This window comes from Bacillus bruguierae (assembly GCF_037104725.1).
GTDB classification, from domain to species: domain Bacteria; phylum Bacillota; class Bacilli; order Bacillales; family Bacillaceae_G; genus Bacillus_A; species Bacillus_A bruguierae.
Genome location: NZ_JBAWSX010000005.1, coordinates 218,644 through 237,304 on the forward strand (window position 1 = coordinate 218,644; position 18,661 = coordinate 237,304).

The following is an 18,661-nucleotide window of genomic DNA, read 5'->3' on the forward strand; positions in this document are numbered from 1 at the left end:
TTCACATGGATTTTCAAGTGCCGACAATTTTAATTGGACTCGGAGGAATTGGCAGCACGATTACGCATGATATTTATCGAAAGCTTCCACTAGAACGGCGCAAAAAAGTAGCGATGCACGTCTTTGATACAGATATTAATACGTTAAGTCATTTTCAGCATATTCGTAAATTTGTGACGCAAACGAGTTCTAGTAAAACACCGCGCGAATATATAGCAGAAGATCCAACAATCCCAGACTGGTTTCCGATTGATCCAACTATACTAGATAAACCATTAACAGAAGGTGCAGGTCAGCTTCGAGTTATTTCTCGCTTAGCACTTCGCGCGGCAATGAAGGAGGATAAATTAACATCGTTTTGGCAGGAAATTGAGAAAATTTTTCCGGTCACTAGTGATAAAACAGAGTACGGTGTACGAGTTATTATTATTACATCATTAGCTGGCGGTACAGGTTCAGGGATGTTTTTGCAAATCGCTCTTTATTTACGAGAAATGCTTCGGAAAAAGTTACAACATCACAACATTTTAATTCGCGGCGCTTTCTTGCTTCCTGACGCTCTCGTAAAGACGCGCACAATAAGCGGGAAAGAATTTGAAGCAGTGCAAGCAAACGGCTATGCATCATTAAAAGAATTGCATGCTATTACATTAGGATCTACAGGAGAATTATCACGCCGCGGGGGCGTTACAATTGAGTTAGAATACAGGCCTGATCAAGTGGATGAAGATGGTCGTACAAATCATACAATTATGCAACATCACTTACCATATAATTATTGCTTTTTATATGATTATGAAAATTTACATGGACATCATTTAAATAGCTTGTCTGACTATATGGAACAAATGACAAATACGATTTATTTACAACTATTTAGTCCAATGTCAACGAGTCATTTTGCGCAGGAAGATAATCAAATTCAGCAACTTGCTGATTCAAATGGTAAAGCCCGTTATTGCGGGGCGGGAGTCGCGAAACTTATTTATCCATATGAAAATGTTCTTCGTTATTGTGCTTTGAGATGGGCGGTACAAGGGCTAGATGAATCATGGCTTCATTTAGATCGACTCTTTTTAGAGAAGAAAAGTCGGTATGAGCAAGATGTTCGCCGCGGCATGCAACGTGAAAAACCAGAGCGAGGGAAAAGTTTCTTAGAGGATTTAGAACATTTAGCGACTCGTCCAGAACAAGCACATGTATTTTATAAACAAATGTACTATGAAGCACGTGAAGGGGCAGAAGGTGGAAAAATCGGTATATCAAAAGCAAAATTGTTTCTCGAGTCAGTAGAAAGTTATGTGCAGCGTACGGTGCAAAAAGATGAAGAGTTAAATCGTTTGCAGCGTGAGTGTAAAATTTCGGCTGCAAAGTTGAAAATTGCCGAGCAAATGAAAGGAGAAGTCGCACGAGTAGACCATGCGGTGCGGTTATATGCGTATGCAATCCCAAGCCGTGTACATGAGCATGTAACAACATTGGTATATGACATAATTGAAGCAGATCGTTTTACGCCAAGTGGTTCAGAGGGACAGTCATATCAGTTAAATACATGGTTTTTGAAGAAAACTGATCCCGTTCATCCTGTTGCTGCAAGGTATATGTTATATGAAATTCGTAAATTGTTAACGGAGAAAATGAATCGTTTGCACGAAAATAATGAGCAAAAGCGTAATCTCGTTCAAAATTACGATAAAAAGTTTAATGTAAGTAATATTGAAGGAACGGTAACAGCCGTTCGACGTGTTGAACTTGCACAGCAGCAAGGATGGATTGGAAAGGTATTTCATAATGAACAGCGTTTATTCCGAAAAGAATTTCAAGATATCGCTACCCAATATGTACACAAGTTAAATGAGTACCGAAAAGAAATGTTGCTAGAACTTGTGTATCAATCTTTATATCAAGCTGTAGATAAAATGATTCAATATTGGGAGCGTTTCTTTGATAATTTACAAGAAACGCGTGAAAATTTATTATTAGATATTCAAAAGCGAAGTAAAGAATTTGAAGGGAAAACGAATCCAACAAATGTATACGTATTAGCAGATGAACGAATGCAGGAAGAAATATGGAACGATATTCATCACCATGTAAACAATGGTGTGCTGCCAAAAGAGATATCTGCTGAAATTTATATGAGTTTATATCGAGAGTATTGCAGGGAAGCAGGGACGGAGGAAGGGCAATCTCAAAAAGTAGAAGATTTTTACCGAAAACACATTTTAACGTATTGTGAAAAAGAACTAAAAGAACGGTACAGAGATAAGCTAGAATTAAATATTATTGAAGCGCTTCGAAAAGAAGCTGCTATTCAAAGGCGTAATATGACAGAGTATGTCAGTGAAAAAGTAGAAGATTTATTACATCTAGCAAGTCCATTTATACCAAAAGTTGCGCATCACCGTGAATTACAATATTGGGGTATTCATCCATTTGTTCATCAAGAATTAAATGAAGAAGCGCTCCAAGAAATGTTTCAAGAAAAAGAAACTGTTGATAAAGCTTTTTCGCCGTATGAAATTGTATGTTATCGCGCACATTATGGATTATCGTTACAAGATTTTCCGAAGTTATCGTCCGGACATCTTGTAAATGGTTATGTGAATGAGAAGGGAGACTACTTTCAAGCGTATTATCGCCGCGTAAATAAATTAAACATTCGTAAATCAAATTTAACGCCTCATCTCGATAAATATTGGCATTTGCCAGCGTTTATGCCAGATTTAAATGCAACGCAAACGAAGTTAGATTATGAGAAATGTAATCGCGCTTTATTATATGCATATATATATCGCTGGATTAGCCTTGCGGCGGTAGATGGTCAGTTCGTTTACCAATATAACGGAGTGGGCCGAAGTTCTCTTATTCAATCGATGGGAAAAAATGTAACGAATGAAGGGTATAAATTACACCGTGCCTTGCTTCATAATCCATTTATATATGAAAATATCATTTCTCGTTTTGAAGAAGAGAAGGAAAAAGCGTTGCAACATGGAGGACATTTGTATACACATTCATTTGTATTAGGTGCGCAAGATATAAGGTGGCTTCGAAAGGAACATGTTCATAATGTTTTAGATATTATCTTGATGTATGATAAGGAAGCGAAATATGATCCAACGTTAGAAGAAACATCTGATGAGTTATTGCGATTACTTGTTGATGAAATTGAACAGTATTTTAAAGCTTATTACGGGACTGGTGCAGAATCAGCAGCAAAAAAAGAAGCAACTTTATTTGTAAAGCAACTATGGAATCGCTCATACGCAAAAGAATTTGTAGATCCTAACAGTGCACCATATAAGAAATGGTTACATCTTCTTAATATACAAATCGAAGAGGAAGATACAAAAACGAATGTTTAAGAAGAGATAGGGAATCCTTAACTTTGGAATGTATTATTTTGAAAAGAGGGATTCTTATGCCGTTTCTTGGAAGTGTGTACCAAGTGTTTGGATTGTATGCAGAAATTTATCACGCAATGGTTTGTATGGAGAATAAAGATACTCAATCTATTGATAACGGTATTATTAAAGAAGAAAATGAAACTGTAGAAGAATAATAAAGAACATGCAGGTTAACCTGCATGTTCTTTTCGTTTTCTTATAGTTTTACAACATTCTTAGCTTGGATTGCTGTTAACTTATTTGCATGTAATTGTTGTTAACATTACTACCATTTGATGCTTTCATGCATTCAAATCCTTTTTCACTATTAAACCATTGTACTGTCCTGGTTGTTTTCATATAAACAATCTTTAAAATATTACTAAAGGTGTGTCTCTTATTTATATAAACCAAGCAAATATAAGCATATATTTAAATTTGTTATCGTTTTTACGTTAAAACGGAAGATAAGAACAGTAAATGTTCATTATCGTTTTTGAAACCTCAAAACAACGAAAGCCCTACCTCTCTTTCGTCCTTACGGCTCCGATGACCGCGCCAGTATGAATCGGGATATCCAAAAACAATGATTGGATAAATGAACCTCATCGTATACTTAGAAGTATGGGAATAAAAAGTGGTGAGAATAATTCATTTAGAGGAAAAAGAATTTTTTTAGAAGGTAATGTTCCTATAATCAAATCGTAATTTAAACCATATCATATTTACATTCATAAAGCAAAAAAAAACAAAATAGATGTTAGGCTATTTTGTCGTTTTAGGTATCTTGTAATAATTAAAAATCAAGTTCAAAGTGGTTTTAAAAGAAATTCTTTACCTAGCCGACTTTCGTATTTAATAACTCAATTGCCTGATCTTCAGTAATTCCTTTAATTAAACTCAATTCACTAATTAAAATTTTTTGTGCGTTGTCTAACATTTGCTTTTCACTTGTATTAAGTGCCCTTACTTTATTTCTGCGTATTAAGTCACGTACTACTTCAGCGCCTTCTTGGATTTCACCCCTCTTCATTTTTTCCATGTTTTGAGTATATCTCTGCTTCCATGAGAGTGAGTTATCTGATTCGCCGTATTGAAAAATCAGTAGTACATTTTCTAATGTGAGGATATCGGCAATTAGTCGTATGCGTGATTGGATCATTTTTTTCATGGGGATCATTATTTCCATATTACTAATGGGGATTCTTATTACATAATATTTTTGTTTTTCGCCTAGAATTTCTTTTTCTTCTATACCTTCAATCACACCTGCTCCATGCATTGGATAAACAATTTTATCGCCAATTTGAAACAAATAATCCACCTCCATATGTGGTAACCTTCTTAATTCTATCACATATAAGATGATAAGTAAAATTTATTATAATATCACAAAATAATTATCAGAGTCAATAGGTTTAGTTTGTTTTTATATGTTTTTTTGATGAAAGAAAATTACTGCTACATACATTCGTAGAAGCACTGGTAAACCTAACGAATTATGAAATTGATGTACGTGAGCAAAATATGATTCATTCAATGGTAAAGGTGGGGGTCTTACTGCCCGTAAAAGCCCGATTGGGCGGGCTAACCATCAGTGGGGGATGAAGTTTTCCAAGATACAAAATTATTACACCACGCCACTGCCGTTAGCATTGTGGGACAATCATATCGAATTAAGAGTCATTTTAGCGAAGAGAAAGAGTAATTGTGTACATTCTTAAACAAGCGAAAGTGTACATATTTAGGTTGACATTTACAGGATAAAATTTACAATTTAAAAAGGAGGACAAGAGGGGGGAACTGACGATAGTTATTAAAAAAATGTATGAAAGCTATAATCTTTTCTAATAATGACAGGAAGTTATTTAGTAAAGAAGGAGAATAAATCTGTTTTTAAAAGTCAGAAATATAGAAATATTAAAAACAAATTGGTTTATATTCTATATCTGTACATTTTCGTGGTAGTCGTAGTAAAAATAGAAACTTAAATATGAGGTTCGTATATTAAGAAAGCCTGCTAGAAATTTGTTTTTTTGTATGGTTTAAAATCAGGGGAAAAGACTGCAATTTATATGAGATTATATCAGTCAGAGCGTTTCGTTTGATAAATAAACACGAGGGAACAGGGGGAATGGAGATGGGATCTTGGATTCGCTTTTCCTTAAAAAATGTAGGTGTTGTTTTTCTTGCAATGATTTTTATTGTTGTTGGGGGAATATACTCTATTAAAACGATGAAAATGGAGCAGATGCCAAATGTTGATATTCCATATATAGTCATACAGGTTCCTTATATGGGTGCCACACCAGATCAAGGGTTAGAAGATATAGGGAGACCGCTAGAAACTGCACTCTCTAATATTCAAAAACTCGATAATTTATATATTGAATCCCACAGCAATAGCGTAGTTGCTATTTTAGGATTTGACATGGATCGGAAAATGGATGAGGCAGAGAAAGATGTAACAAGTGCCGTTGCGTCTCTAAAATTACCGGATGGGGCAGGAAAACCTGTCATTATAAAAGATAGTCCTTCACCGATGCCAGTATTTACTTTTGCCATTTCTTCAGATAATGCTAAGCAAGCTGATATTTCGCAATACGTGAACGGAAAAATTAAAACGGCTTTGTCTACTGTTGAAAATATAGGTAAGGTGGATGTTTCCGGTGAAACGGAAAAACAGTTATCTATTAAACTTGATGCTGAAAAAATGAAAGAAAAAAATATTACTTATGATGTAGTGAAGCAGGCACTTTTAGCACACAACTTTTCTTTTCCAGCGGGGCAGGTCAATTTAAATGAAAAAACGTTAAATGTTCAAGCAGACTTCAAACTGAAATCACTTACTGACGTGAAAAATGTGGAAATGATGGTGCCAGGTCCTGCAGAAGTACGAACAGTAAAACTATCAGATGTGGCAAATGTGGAGTATGGAAGTAAGACAGAAACGATATATACAAGATTGAAGGATACACCTGCTGTTCTTGTATCAGTTAAAGCACAGCCAGGAGCGAACGCGGTTGAGGTTGTAAAGCAAATTAATCAAAAGTTATCTGATTTACAACTGCCAGATGGATATAAATTGACTAAGCTGTATGATAGTTCGAAACAGGTGGAAAAATCGGTTAACAGCATGCTTAAGGAAGTGTTGCTTGGAACGTTATTTGCTGTCATCGTAACATTTGTATTTTTGCGTAATGTGAGAGCTACGATTGTGGCGGTATTATCGATTCCACTTTCTATGTTAGCGGCAATGATTACAATGAAGTATTTACAATACAGTTTGAATATGATGACGCTGGCAGGTATTGCGGTGGCAGTTGGTCGGGTAATTGATGATTCTATCGTAGTGATTGAAAACATTTACCGAAGAACGTTAAATAGTGAACAGCGTGATGAAAGCATGGTTCTTAAGGCTGCTAAGGAAGTTGGCGGTGCAGTTACATCTTCAACAATCACAACTATGGCGGTATTTGGTCCGCTTTCGTTCGTACCAGGAATTATTGGGAAGTTCTTCGCACCTTTTGGCATTACAATTATTGTGGCACTTGCATTCTCGTTACTTGTTTCATTAACAGTTGTACCACTTCTTGCTAAATTGTTTTTATTGCGTTTGGAACATAAGGAACCACAAGAAACAATGTTACAGAGAACATATCAACGTATGCTGAGCTGGGCGATGCAGAAAAAGGTCATAACACTTATTTTGGCTTTCGTTGTATTTTCTTCATCTTTATTACTTGTGCCGATGATCCCAAAAAACTTTCTACCTGAAGAAAAGGCGGTCTCATATAATTTAACAACAGATTTGCCTGTTGGAACTTCACTTGATAAAGCTAACAGTGTGGCGAAGGATATAGAAAGTATTCTTAGTAAACAAGTGAGTGTAAAAAGTTATCAAACAATCGTTTCAGGAGAAAGGGTTCGTTTATCTATTGACCTGAAGGATAACATGACGAAAGAAGAAGTAACAACTTTTGAAAAAGACGTTAAAGAAAAGATGAAAAATTTGGGGACGGGTATTGAAACAGCTTTGACCCCAATCGGTATAACAGGAGGAGGACAATTTGCTCTTATTGTGGATGGGGGGAATGCTAGAGACCTGGAGAATGCCGGTAATAAAATTGTAGAGAAGATAAGGGATATAAAAGGTTTATCCAATGTGAAAACAAACTTATCCGCAGTAAAACCGCAACTTAATCTAGCAATTAATGAAGAAAAAGCAGCAGAAAAAGGTCTGAATCCGATGATGGTTGCCGCTTTTGTAAGAGGAATTATCTCTGGTGAAAATATTACAGCAGTACAATTAGATGGAAAAACGACTTCTGTGAATGTAAGCTTAAAAAGCGATAATCTTACGTCTATTGAAAGTATTACAAGTCAAAAGATTACGAGCCCTCTTGGTCAGCAGGTAAAGTTGTCGGATGTAGCGACACTTTCTGAAGAGCCTGGACCGACTGCATTGTATCGCTTGAATCAACAAGAGTATGTACAAGTAAGCGCAAGATTTACGACAGATAACGTTTCTGGTGTTCAAGCAGAGATAGACAAACGTTTAAAGGATCTAGATTTACCAAAAGGAGTAAAATACCGCTCGGAGGGACAGTCGCAAGCTATGAATGAAGGCTTTCAAAATATGATTGTTGCTATGGGGATCGCGGTTGTTCTTGTCTTCATGGTTATGCTAGTGACATTTGGGAATGTAATAGCTCCATTTGCGATCTTATTTTCCCTACCATTCCTTTTTACAGGTGGTTTGCTTGGATTATATATGACTAACGAACCTTTAGGTATGCCTGCGCTTGTTGGGTTCCTCATGTTGATTGGAATTGTTGTGACGAATGCCATCGTGTTGATGGATCGCGTTATGCAAAATGAAAAGCAAGGAATGACTATAAAGGAAGCTGTATTAGAAGCAGGGGTAACAAGGCTCCGTCCGATTTTAATGACAGCCCTTGCTACAATTGGAGCACTCATGCCGCTAGCGTTGTCTACTGATGGAGGACTTATCTCTCGATCTCTTGCCATTGTGGTTATTTCTGGTTTATTAACATCTACACTATTAACGTTAATTATTGTACCGACTGCTTATTATGTTATGGATATGATAAAGCGGAAATTCACAAAGAAAAAGGCGGTTTTGGAGGTAGAAGAGACAGCGTAAAGAAAGAAGGGAATGGAAAACTTTTTTCCATTCCCTTCACTTTGTTGAAAAAAGATTATGTCAAAGAAAATGCCAATTTTTTTTGGCATTTTTTGATTTTTATTTGTTTTATAAAGTAGTTTATTCTATTCGTTTTCTTATAGTTAAACGATCTCTGTTCACTCGTTTATACGTAATTCATAATATTATTACCATGGATGTTTTCGTATACTATATACATGTTGATTTAGCAACATATAATTCGCTGCTATGCAGAATACAACGTGATCTGCAGTCGCCTACTCTTTTTGTTTTAAACTTTGCATGTAGAAGAAATAGGCTATGACCGTTTCGATGCACGGCCAGATAGTCTCGTCCATCTTAAAAAAGAATTTTTAGTTGTATTTATATAATTTAAAAACAAAATGAGTGTATAATAGATTGAAATTCTCGTCAGTAAGAAGTTTACTACCTAGTGAGTGTAGGACGAATAGTTTGAAAAGTGTATGAAAGAGGTTTTCATAGTATGGTGAAATGGAGTTATTTTGTTTTTATTAATATTTTTGCTTTTATAATGATGGGACTAGATAAAAGGAAAGCTAAGAAGAAACAGTGGCGTACACCAGAGAGTACATTGTTTTTAATTGCAGCAGCAGGGGGAGGAATGGGAGCTTGGATTGGAATGTATATGTTTCATCATAAAACACACAAAAATAAGTTTGTGTTTGGTATTCCATTACTTGCAGCTGCGGGGGTATATGTGTGGATTTAAAATAAAGTTTGACCGTATTGAAAAAAGATGAACTGAAATCCTTACTTAATACAGAAAGGATTTCAGTTTTTTTATTGTTGATACAGTTAGCTTAGTTCAAGAAGGAGATACATTTAAATGTAGAAGTTAAGCAGGCTTTAAGGAATTCTTTATTCTCCAGAAATGTGTTTATTGAGTATAGATGTTTCTTGGGAAAAGTTGTTTGTTTAATCTTACGTATGGTATTTTATTCCTTCTTAGTTTGTGTTCTAATTAATACAAAGGGGGCAGGTAGATGGATAATGATATTAAACGATATTTAATATGCACTCTCATATTTACGTGGGGACTTTGGGGGATATTAATTAGCTTAATAAAATTGAACATTACTACATTTGGAACTCCATTAGCAATGATATTGTTTGTTTTCGGGGGGATCATGCCAGCGATCATTGAAATTAGTCTAAAGAAAAAATATGGATCGAAAGAGGAGTTTAGGGTTTTTATAAAAAATATTGTTAATCCTAAACATCATTTTGTATGGTATTTTCTGATTATTGTTCTAGCTTTTATTAGCTGTTATCTGCCAACGATATTTGATGGAGCAACGATGCAAAAGCCATTATACGTGGCATTACTTAGTTTTCCGATAATGATCATTGGCGGCGGACTTGAGGAAATTGGCTGGAGAGGATTCTTACAACCTGCCCTTCAGAAAAGGTTTTCGGCATTTTTTAGTACGGTGATTGTGAGCATAATATGGGCTATTTGGCACCTGCCTTTATGGTTCATTCCAGGCACGAACCAATCTCAAAGGAACTTTATATCCTTTACAATTACGATAATCGCCGTATCCTTCTTACTAACTACAATTTATAATGCAACTAAAAGTATTTTTATGTGTCTCATTTTTCATGCGCTTCTTAATTCTTTTTGGAGCGTATACGTGCCAAATGATAAGATTTTACCAGCCTTTGCAACCCTTATTTTTGGAATTTTTGTTTTTATTTTGTATAAATTAGTAATAAAAAGGAATAGTCCTTTTTATAAGAGTCATTCAATTTAACGCAAGAAGAGCATGTTTTATTTAATCTTTTTAAAACATGCTCTTTTCTTTTGAATATTATAAAGAGTTTATGTAGCGGAAAATTGTAAAGTAATAAAAGGACATTTTATAATGAAGAAAAAAGAAAAGAGGAGAGTTAAATGGAAGCGCAAAAAAAAGGGATGATATATGCGACAAGTGCATATATGATGTGGGGAATCCTGCCGCTTTATTGGAAATTGATAGACGACGTTCCGGCAGAAGAAATTTTAGCTCATCGCATTGTTTGGGCATTCGTTTTTATGTTATTCGTTTTATTTATTTGCAGACGTTTTGGCCAATTTACGAACGAGTTTGTAGAGCTTTTTAAACGTCCTAAATTATTCATGTCATTAACTATTGCTTCTATATTAATTAGCGGGAACTGGTTTGTGTACATATGGGCCGTTAATCATAATCATGTTATTGAAGCGAGTCTAGGTTACTATATTAATCCACTTGTTAGTATTTTACTTGGCACGCTTGTTTTAAAAGAGAAACTCAACTTTTGGCAATACATTGCTGTAGGGTTAGCGGCATTTGGAGTTGCAATTTTAACCGTTCGCTATGGATCGATTCCGTGGATTTCCATTTCATTAGCATGTACGTTTGGTTTATATGGTTTATCAAAGAAATTATTGGATTATGATTCAATGATTGGGTTGACAATGGAAACGATGCTTGTAACACCGATAGCTCTTGTATATTTAGGAATGCTTGGTGCCGAAGGGGTTAGTTCATTTGGGACAGTGTCGATTACATCGACATTACTTCTAGCGGGAGCGGGAATTGTTACCGCATTGCCGCTTTTATATTTTGCAAAAGGTACAAAGCTTATTCCGTTATCAATGGTCGGATTTTTGCAATATATCGCACCGACAATTAGTCTTGTATTAGGAATTTTCGTCTTTCATGAACATTTTACTACTGCACACATGATAGCATTTTTCTTTATTTGGATTGCGTTAGTTATTTTTTCAATAGCAAAAACAAAATTTATGTTAAATAAGCAGCCGAAATTTATAAAAAATAAATCTGCAAAAGTTTCGTAAAACGGCATAGTATTATGTATGCCGTTTTCTTTATAATGAAAGTAAAGATATTCCATTATAAGCGGTGAGGTGTGAATTATGGAAACAATTTTACATAACAACCCATTAATGTCTGCGGTCATTGCATGGTTTTTAGCGCAACTTACAAAAGTTATCATCACTTTAGTAAAAAAGAGAGAATTTGATTTTGCACAGTTTTTTGCTTCTGGCGGAATGCCGAGTTCTCATTCTTCCACCGTCACAGCATTAGCAATAGCAATTGGAATTGAAGAAGGAATGACGAGCTCTATATTTGCTATTGCGATGATTTTTGCGATTATTGTCATGTACGATGCATCCGGAGTGAGACTTGCCGTCAGTAAACAAGCGAAAATTTTAAATGATTTTTTCCATGGAAGACAAACGGAGTATAAAAAATTGAATGAACTTGTTGGTCATACACCATATCAAGTCGTGATCGGGGCGCTTTTAGGAATTGTTGTTGCGATTTGTTATTGTTCGTAAGCAAAGTAAGGAATGAATCTTACTTTGCTTTTTGTTGTACACATATTTACGTATGTTTTTGAATATCGTATATGGATTCAGTGAAGAAGGGGGGATATCTATATGCTATTGTATGACAAAGTAAAAAACGAAATAGAGCGACAAGTTACAGCGTTACGTACGATGCAGCAAAGAGATGGAACATGGCGTTTTTGTTTTGAAGGATCCCCGCTTACGGATTGCACGATGATTTTCTTGTTACGTATGTTAAGAAAAGAAAAAGAAATAGAGCCATTTGTAGCAAGGCTTACTTCTTTGCAAACAAATGAAGGAATATGGAAGTTGTATGAAGATGAACCAAATGGGAATCTTTCGGCTACCATTCAAGTTTATGCTGCATTGTTAGCTTCTTTGCAATATAAGAAAGAAGACAGAATTATGCGCCGCGCAGAACAATTTATTCGCGAACAAGGTGGAATTACAAATGCTCATTTTATGACGAAGTTTATGTTAGCATTGCATGGACAATGCAATTATCCTCCATTTTTTCATTTTCCTATGCCTTTTTTCTTTCTACCGGATCAATCCCCGTTTAGTATGTATGAGGTGAGTAATACTGCTCGTATCCATTTCGTGCCTACGATTATTTGTTTGAATAAGAAATTTGTAGTAGATGAAATTGATATTCCTGATTTGAATCATATAGTGGGTGTAAATAAAACAAATTGGTTTCATTCTAAACGTTCTTCAGTTTGGCAAACAATTTTATCGGAAGGAAAAAAGCTAATTTCGTATCCATATACACTTCACCATAAAGGATATAAAGCAGCGGAACGTTTTATGCTAGAACGAATAGAAGGAAATGGAACACTTTACACTTATGCAAGCGCTACTTTTTATATGATTTACGCCCTCCTTGCCCTCGGTCATTCTATACATTCTCCTATTATTGAGAAATCTGTATCAGGGTTACAGTCATACATATGGAATACAAAGAATGGTGCTCATTTACAAAACTCACCTTCAACAGTATGGGATACTGCTCTTTTAAGTTACGCTTTGCAAGAAGCAAATGTGTCAGAAGATGATGCGATGATTGAACGAGCAAATCGTTTTTTATTAAAGAAACAGCATACTTCTTATGGGGATTGGCATGTTCATGCACCTGCTTTACCTCCTGGTGGATGGGGATTTACCGAAACAAATACCATTGCACCAGATTGTGATGATACAACAGCAGCGCTGCGTTCACTTACTTCTATGGCGAAGAAAGATAAGAAAGTAAAACGAGCTTGGGATAAAGGAATACATTGGATTCTTGGAATGCAAAACAAAGATGGAGGCTGGGGAGCATTTGAGAAGAATGTCGATAAGCATATGTTTCTGCATATTCCTCTCGATAGTGCAGAAGATATAATTCTCGATCCGTCTACACCAGATATAACAGGAAGGGTACTTGAATTTTTTGGAACGCATGCATCGAATGAAATAAACAGTTATGATTTACAACGCGGGGTGCAATGGCTTCTACGCAATCAAGAACAAAATGGTTCTTGGTATGGAAAATGGGGAGTTTGTTACATATATGGCACATGGGCTGCTGTAACAGGCCTGCGGGCAAATGGTTTGCCAAAGAATCATCCAGCAATAGAAAAAGCAGTACGGTGGTTAGAAATGATTCAACATCGCGATGGAGGGTGGGGAGAATCGTGTAGAAGTAGTAAGGAGAAACGGTTTATTTCCACGTCTTTTAGCACACCTTCTCAAACTGCATGGGCTCTAGATGCACTTATTACTGTGAATGATACAGAGACAGCAAGCATTCAAAACGGAATGAATTATTTGTTAGAGCATTCTTTTCATAATATTGAATACCCGACTGGAACAGGACTTCCAGGAGAGTTTTATATTCGTTATCATAGTTATCATCGTTTATTTCCTTTACTCACCTTGGCACATTATGTGAAAAAATACAAAAAATAAACCGAGACATATTCTCGGTTTATTTTTTGTTTCGTTGCTGTTTTTGACGTGCATCTGCAGCATCTGCACGCGCCTCTGCTTCTAAGTCATCTTGATCAGCAAGTTCCCTAGAAAATTCAACATCAATACCGTCAGATACTTTGTTTTGTTGTACATTCGTTTTCTTCATCTTACACAATCTCCTTGTGTTATGCTAAGTTGCAATTATAGTGTGACACAAATAGACTTTTTTATACAAAAAGGAAAATGACATACATAAGACGAAATATATAGAAAATATATTAGAAAGTGAGGGAGAAAAATGAATTTTTTAGAGGGGAAAACAGCTGTTGTCACTGGTGCGGCGCAAGGAATTGGAAAAGAAATTGCGCGTGTATTTGGTGCTTTAGGAGCAAAAGTATTGCTAAGTGATATGAATCAAGAAATTTTAAATAGTGCGACAACTCAATTGTTACAGGAAGGATATGATGTAAGAGCGTATGTTTGTGATGTAAGCAGTCATACAGATGCAAAATCACTAATTGAGTATGCCATTCAAACATACGGTGCATTGCATATTTTAGTAAATAATGCAGGGATTACACGAGATGCAATGCTGCATAAAATGGAAAAAACAGCATGGGAACAAGTGCTGCAAGTAAATATAACAGGGGTATTTAACTGCATGCAACCCGCACTTTTACATATGCGTAAACAACAATATGGACGCATTATTAATATTTCTTCGATTAGTTGGCAGGGCAATATCGGTCAAGCGAATTACGCTGCTGCGAAAGCAGGTGTAATTGGATTAACAAAAACAGCATCAAAAGAAGCAGCTGGATTTGGTGTTACATGTAATGCAATTTGTCCGGGATTTATGGATACCCATATGACGAAAGCTATACCGGACAAAGTAAAGGAAAAGATGATCGCCGCGATTCCAGCTGGGCGAATCGGAACGCCGCAAGATATTGCGAACGCAGCGGCTTTTCTAGCATCAGACTTTGCTTCTTATATTACTGGAGAAGTGTTAAATGTAAGCGGGGGATTACAAGTATAAAGTAAAACTTCCATCGGTGAACGGTTGATAGAAAACGTTCATCAATCTTATTAGATTTAGATAAGGAAAAAAGTCTTGCCGATTGGCAAGACTTTTTTCTAGTTTAAGTTAATCCAAACACTTTTTACTTCTGTATAGTTATTTAAAGCATAAGAACCCATTTCGCGTCCAAGACCCGATTGTTTATAACCTCCAAATGGAGAGGCTGCATCAAAGACGTTATAACAGTTTACCCATACCGTTCCAGCTCGTAATTTATTTGCAACATAATGGGCATTTTTCATGTTCTCTGTCCACAAACCAGCTGCTAATCCATATGCTGATTTGTTAGCACGTTCAATCACTTCATCAATGTCATCGAATGGCATTGCAGCAACGACAGGACCGAAAATCTCTTCTTTCGCAATCGTCATTTCATCTTGTACAGCTGCGAAAATTGTTGGGGAAACGTAATAACCATTTTCGAAAGGTTTCGTTCCGCCAACTAATATTTCTGCGCCTTCATTTTTTCCTTTTTCAATATAGCCCATCACTCGATTTTGTTGTTCTTCTGATACAAGGGGACCAATGTTAGTTTGTGGATCCAATCCAGCACCCTGCGTTAAGCTTTTTGAATATAAGGCAAGATCTGCTACAACATTATCATACATTTTCTTTGGAATGAACAAACGAGATCCAGCGCAGCATACTTGTCCTTGATTAAACATAACGCCTGAAAGTGCAGCTGGAATTGCACGAGACAAATCAGCATCAGGCAAAATAATATTTGGCGATTTGCCCCCAAGCTCTAATGTCACACGTTTTAAAGATTGAGATGCTTCTTTCATAATGTGTTTTCCAACTTCAGTGGAGCCTGTGAAAGCAATTTTATCAACGAGAGGGTGACTGACAAGAGCTTGACCAGCTGTTTCACCATATCCAGGTACAATGTTAATAACACCTTTCGGGAATCCAGCTTCTTCAATTAATTCAGCTAAATATAGCGCGGAAAGAGGCGTTTGTTCTGCTGGCTTTAATACAACGGTACATCCAGTTGCTAGTGCTGCTCCCAGTTTCCACATCGCCATTAAAAGAGGGAAGTTCCAAGGGATAATTTGACCAACAACACCAACTGGTTCATGGCGTGTATAGTTAAAATAATCTCCTGAAACAGGAATTGTTTGACCAACTAATTTTGTTGCCCATCCAGCGTAATAACGCATATGTTCAATTGCAAGAGGAAGATCTGCAGTTGTTGTTTCTTGAATTGGTTTTCCATTATCTAATGTTTCAAGCTGTGCAAGTTCGTCTTTATGTTTTTCCATTAAATCAGCAAGCTTGTACATGAGGCGGCTGCGATCGGCACCGCTCATACGAGACCATGGACCTTCATCAAATGCCAGGCGTGCTGCTATAACAGCTTTATGAATATCTTCACGGCTGCCTTCATATACAACTGCTAACGTATCGCCAGTTGCTGGATTTGGTGTTTTAAATGTTTTTCCAGAAGCGCTTTCGATAAAGTCTCCGTTTACATATAACTTTTTTGTTCCTTGTAAAAATTTCTCTACTTTTTCATGAAGGTTCACAGCTAGTTGACTCATTGTATAACCCCCTTAAAAATATATAATGTAAACGCAGCAAAATACTGCGTTTATTCCAAATAAAAGAGGCGGTGTTAGATAAACTAGGTGAATGACATCTAATTTCAATCGTAACTTAAAGAATCAGAAATTTCAATCTTTATTTATGTTGAAATTGTTAAAAATATGTAATTTTTCAATGTATGTCCAATGTTTTTTATGAAATCTATTCATTTTGCTTTTTTGTAGGAAAAACTATACAAAGAATGTTACAATAGTACATCGTGGAAGGAGGGAAAAGAAATGAATCGACATCATGATGATCCGCGTTTTCGCATTGCACATCGTGAAGCGTGGATTGGAATTGGACTTGCTGTTATCAACTTTCTGTTATGGTACGGTTTTGCATATGGATTAGGTAGTGGCAATCCAAAAGAGTATACATACATATTAGGATTTCCAGCCTGGTTCTTTTATAGTTGTATAGTGGGATTTGTTGTAATGGTTTTACTTATTGTCTTTGTTGTTCGTTTCGTATTTCAAGATGTTTCGTTTGACGAGGAAGAAAAGAGTGAGGAATGAAAATGAACTGGTATGTTATTATTCCAATGATGTTATCTTTTATTGTTGTATTTTTAATTGGTGTATACGCATCGAGACGTGTTCAAGCGACCGCGCATAACAAATTTTTGCAAGAGTATTTTCTTGGTGGACGCGAACTTGGTGGATTATTATTAGCAATGACAATGATTGCGACGTACGGAAGTGCGAGTAGCTTTATCGGTGGGCCTGGAATTGCTTATAACATTGGCCTTGGTTGGGTGCTATTGGCATCTATTCAAGTTGTAACGGGTTACATTGTATTAACTGTACTTGGAAAGAAATTTGCGATTATTGCAAGGGAAATGGAAGCTATTACGTTAATTGATTACTTGAAAGGAAGATATAATAGTAAAGTTGTTGTTATTTTATCGGCATTATGTATTATTGTTTTCTTGTTTTCAGCAACTGTTGCGCAGTGGGTTGGCGGCGGAAGATTAATTGAATCATTAACAGGTCTTTCTTATACAACGTCTTTATTTCTTTTTACGTTTTTTGTACTTGTTTATGTGTTAATTGGTGGCTTTCGTGCTGTTGCGCTTTCAGATACAATTCTCGGCCTTATTATGCTGCTTGGTACGACAATTATTTTAATTGGTACAATTGTTGCAGGCGGTGGTATTTCAAATATTATGCACGAGCTTGTACAGATTAATCCAAATCTTATTACGCCGTTTGGAGCAGATGGTAGTTTAACAAAAGTATATGTGTCATCATTTTGGATTTTAATTGGCGTTGGAGTAGTTGGCTTGCCGCAAATTAGCGTGCGTGCTATGTCTTATAAAAATTCAAAAGCGATGCATCAAGCTTTAATTATCGGCACTGTAGTTGTTGGGACAATTATGATTGGTATGCATCTAACAGGTGTATTCGCTCGTGTCGTTTTGCCAGGAGTGAATGTACCAGATAAAGTAATGCCGTTGCTTGCGATGAAAGTATTGCCGCCTTGGCTAGCTGGTATTTTCTTAGCAGCTCCAATGGCAGCCATTATGTCGACAGTGAACTCATTGTTGTTACTTGTGAGTTCTTCTATTATTAAAGATATTTATGTAAATTATATAAACGAAAATGCTGCGGATCGAACAGTAAAAAGGGGAACGCTCTGGATTACAGCAATTGTTGGATTGCTTGTTTATGCTGCGGCAATTAAACCACCTGACTTTTTAATTTGGCTAAATCTATTTTCTTTTGGTGGTTTAGAAGCAGCATTTATTTGGCCGCTTGTACTTGGGTTATATTGGAGAAAAGGGAATGCTGCCGGGGCACTTGCTTCTATTATTGTTGGAGTAGGTTCTTATATGGGATTTCATTTGCTGCTCCCTAATGCTTTTGGTGTTCATACGGTCGTATTTCCAGTCTGTTTAGCGCTTATTGCTTATATTATAGGAAGCATGTTGTTTTCACGTAAGTTGCAATAAAGTGAAACTTCCATCAGTGGAGAGTTTTTTCATCTCCCACTGATGGTTAGTTGAACCAATCGGGCTTTTACGGGCAGTTATCCCCCACCTATCTTCTTCGCTTTCTCTAAATCTTGAGGTGGGGGTCTTACTGCCCGTTAGTGCGGGACAA

14 protein-coding genes and 1 pseudogene are annotated in these 18,661 nt (G+C 36.3%); 12 read left to right on the forward strand and 3 right to left on the reverse strand.

The features are described 5' to 3' along the window. Nucleotides 1-5: 5 nt before the first annotated feature. Entirely contained in the window at nucleotides 6-3,368 is a 3,363-nt protein-coding gene (locus WAZ07_RS11415) for a tubulin-like doman-containing protein (protein WP_336472537.1), read from the forward strand. A gap of 56 nt (nucleotides 3,369-3,424) precedes the next feature. Next, the gene (locus WAZ07_RS11420) at nucleotides 3,425-3,565 is read left to right on the forward strand and encodes a phosphonate ABC transporter permease (protein WP_336472538.1); all 141 of its coding nucleotides are present in this window, start codon (nucleotides 3,425-3,427) and stop codon (nucleotides 3,563-3,565) included. Between the two features lie 662 nt (nucleotides 3,566-4,227). On the opposite strand, the gene WAZ07_RS11425 is transcribed toward WAZ07_RS11420, so the two are convergent. Beyond that, nucleotides 4,228-4,719: a CarD family transcriptional regulator gene (locus tag WAZ07_RS11425; protein ID WP_336472539.1), complete on the reverse strand. Its 492-nt coding sequence runs from the start codon at nucleotides 4,717-4,719 to the stop codon at nucleotides 4,228-4,230. 137 nt (nucleotides 4,720-4,856) lie between these two features. Here WAZ07_RS11425 and WAZ07_RS11430 point away from each other — a divergent pair. The 7 genes and pseudogenes from WAZ07_RS11430 to shc form a co-directional block, all read left to right on the forward strand. Continuing rightward, nucleotides 4,857-4,943: pseudogene (locus tag WAZ07_RS11430) on the forward strand (IS21-like element ISCbo2 family helper ATPase IstB); the annotation flags it as partial. Nucleotides 4,944-5,529: 586 nt separating this feature from the next. Then, the gene (locus WAZ07_RS11435) at nucleotides 5,530-8,556 is read left to right on the forward strand and encodes an efflux RND transporter permease subunit (RefSeq protein WP_336472540.1); all 3,027 of its coding nucleotides are present in this window, start codon (nucleotides 5,530-5,532) and stop codon (nucleotides 8,554-8,556) included. Nucleotides 8,557-9,064: 508 nt separating this feature from the next. Continuing rightward, a complete protein-coding gene (locus tag WAZ07_RS11440; RefSeq protein ID WP_336472594.1) occupies nucleotides 9,065-9,307 on the forward strand; it encodes a DUF1294 domain-containing protein in 243 nt (80 codons plus the stop codon). 274 nt (nucleotides 9,308-9,581) lie between these two features. After that, entirely contained in the window at nucleotides 9,582-10,352 is a 771-nt protein-coding gene (locus WAZ07_RS11445; RefSeq protein WP_336472541.1) for a CPBP family intramembrane glutamic endopeptidase, read from the forward strand. A gap of 140 nt (nucleotides 10,353-10,492) precedes the next feature. Continuing rightward, nucleotides 10,493-11,422, forward strand: coding sequence for an EamA family transporter RarD (gene rarD / locus WAZ07_RS11450; protein WP_336472542.1), 930 nt, complete (start codon nucleotides 10,493-10,495; stop codon nucleotides 11,420-11,422). A gap of 78 nt (nucleotides 11,423-11,500) precedes the next feature. Then, nucleotides 11,501-11,926: a divergent PAP2 family protein gene (locus tag WAZ07_RS11455; RefSeq protein ID WP_336472543.1), complete on the forward strand. Its 426-nt coding sequence runs from the start codon at nucleotides 11,501-11,503 to the stop codon at nucleotides 11,924-11,926. Nucleotides 11,927-12,028: 102 nt separating this feature from the next. Next, the gene (gene shc, locus WAZ07_RS11460) at nucleotides 12,029-13,888 is read left to right on the forward strand and encodes a squalene--hopene cyclase (protein WP_336472544.1); all 1,860 of its coding nucleotides are present in this window, start codon (nucleotides 12,029-12,031) and stop codon (nucleotides 13,886-13,888) included. A gap of 19 nt (nucleotides 13,889-13,907) precedes the next feature. Here shc and WAZ07_RS11465 read toward each other — a convergent pair whose 3' ends face one another. Then, on the reverse strand, nucleotides 13,908-14,057 hold the full coding sequence (locus tag WAZ07_RS11465; RefSeq protein ID WP_396547696.1) for a YfhD family protein: 150 nt from the start codon (nucleotides 14,055-14,057) through the stop codon (nucleotides 13,908-13,910). 132 nt (nucleotides 14,058-14,189) lie between these two features. Here WAZ07_RS11465 and fabG point away from each other — a divergent pair, with 132 nt between their 5' ends. Continuing rightward, nucleotides 14,190-14,930, forward strand: a complete 741-nt coding sequence (fabG, locus tag WAZ07_RS11470; protein WP_336472546.1) for a 3-oxoacyl-ACP reductase FabG — start codon at nucleotides 14,190-14,192, stop codon at nucleotides 14,928-14,930. Nucleotides 14,931-15,028: 98 nt separating this feature from the next. Here fabG and WAZ07_RS11475 read toward each other — a convergent pair whose 3' ends face one another. Beyond that, complete coding sequence (locus WAZ07_RS11475) at nucleotides 15,029-16,513, reverse strand: aldehyde dehydrogenase family protein (RefSeq protein ID WP_090913510.1); 1,485 nt, start codon at nucleotides 16,511-16,513, stop codon at nucleotides 15,029-15,031. A 282-nt stretch (nucleotides 16,514-16,795) separates the two neighbouring features. Here WAZ07_RS11475 and WAZ07_RS11480 point away from each other — a divergent pair, with 282 nt between their 5' ends. Both WAZ07_RS11480 and panF read left to right on the forward strand, forming a co-directional pair. Then, the gene (locus tag WAZ07_RS11480) at nucleotides 16,796-17,074 is read left to right on the forward strand and encodes a YhdT family protein (protein WP_090913512.1); all 279 of its coding nucleotides are present in this window, start codon (nucleotides 16,796-16,798) and stop codon (nucleotides 17,072-17,074) included. 2 nt (nucleotides 17,075-17,076) lie between these two features. Beyond that, nucleotides 17,077-18,510 (forward strand): sodium/pantothenate symporter, encoded by a 1,434-nt coding sequence (panF, locus tag WAZ07_RS11485; protein ID WP_336472547.1) that lies wholly within the window; start codon nucleotides 17,077-17,079, stop codon nucleotides 18,508-18,510. Nucleotides 18,511-18,661 lie beyond the last annotated feature (151 nt).

Excerpts from the sequence above, each read along its gene's own strand:
- shc (WP_336472544.1), top strand. The coding sequence starts at position 12,029 with ATGCTATTGTATGACAAAGTAAAAAACGAAATAGAGCGACAAGTTACA.
- rarD (WP_336472542.1), top strand. The coding sequence starts at position 10,493 with ATGGAAGCGCAAAAAAAAGGGATGATATATGCGACAAGTGCATATATG.
- WAZ07_RS11475 (WP_090913510.1), bottom strand. The coding sequence starts at position 16,513 with ATGAGTCAACTAGCTGTGAACCTTCATGAAAAAGTAGAGAAATTTTTA.
- WAZ07_RS11480 (WP_090913512.1), top strand. The coding sequence starts at position 16,796 with ATGAATCGACATCATGATGATCCGCGTTTTCGCATTGCACATCGTGAA.
- WAZ07_RS11415 (WP_336472537.1), top strand. The coding sequence starts at position 6 with ATGGATTTTCAAGTGCCGACAATTTTAATTGGACTCGGAGGAATTGGC.
- panF (WP_336472547.1), top strand. The coding sequence starts at position 17,077 with ATGAACTGGTATGTTATTATTCCAATGATGTTATCTTTTATTGTTGTA.
- WAZ07_RS11465 (WP_396547696.1), bottom strand. The coding sequence starts at position 14,057 with ATGAAGAAAACGAATGTACAACAAAACAAAGTATCTGACGGTATTGAT.
- WAZ07_RS11445 (WP_336472541.1), top strand. The coding sequence starts at position 9,582 with ATGGATAATGATATTAAACGATATTTAATATGCACTCTCATATTTACG.
- WAZ07_RS11420 (WP_336472538.1), top strand. The coding sequence starts at position 3,425 with ATGCCGTTTCTTGGAAGTGTGTACCAAGTGTTTGGATTGTATGCAGAA.
- WAZ07_RS11425 (WP_336472539.1), bottom strand. The coding sequence starts at position 4,719 with ATGGAGGTGGATTATTTGTTTCAAATTGGCGATAAAATTGTTTATCCA.
- WAZ07_RS11455 (WP_336472543.1), top strand. The coding sequence starts at position 11,501 with ATGGAAACAATTTTACATAACAACCCATTAATGTCTGCGGTCATTGCA.
- WAZ07_RS11435 (WP_336472540.1), top strand. The coding sequence starts at position 5,530 with ATGGGATCTTGGATTCGCTTTTCCTTAAAAAATGTAGGTGTTGTTTTT.
- fabG (WP_336472546.1), top strand. The coding sequence starts at position 14,190 with ATGAATTTTTTAGAGGGGAAAACAGCTGTTGTCACTGGTGCGGCGCAA.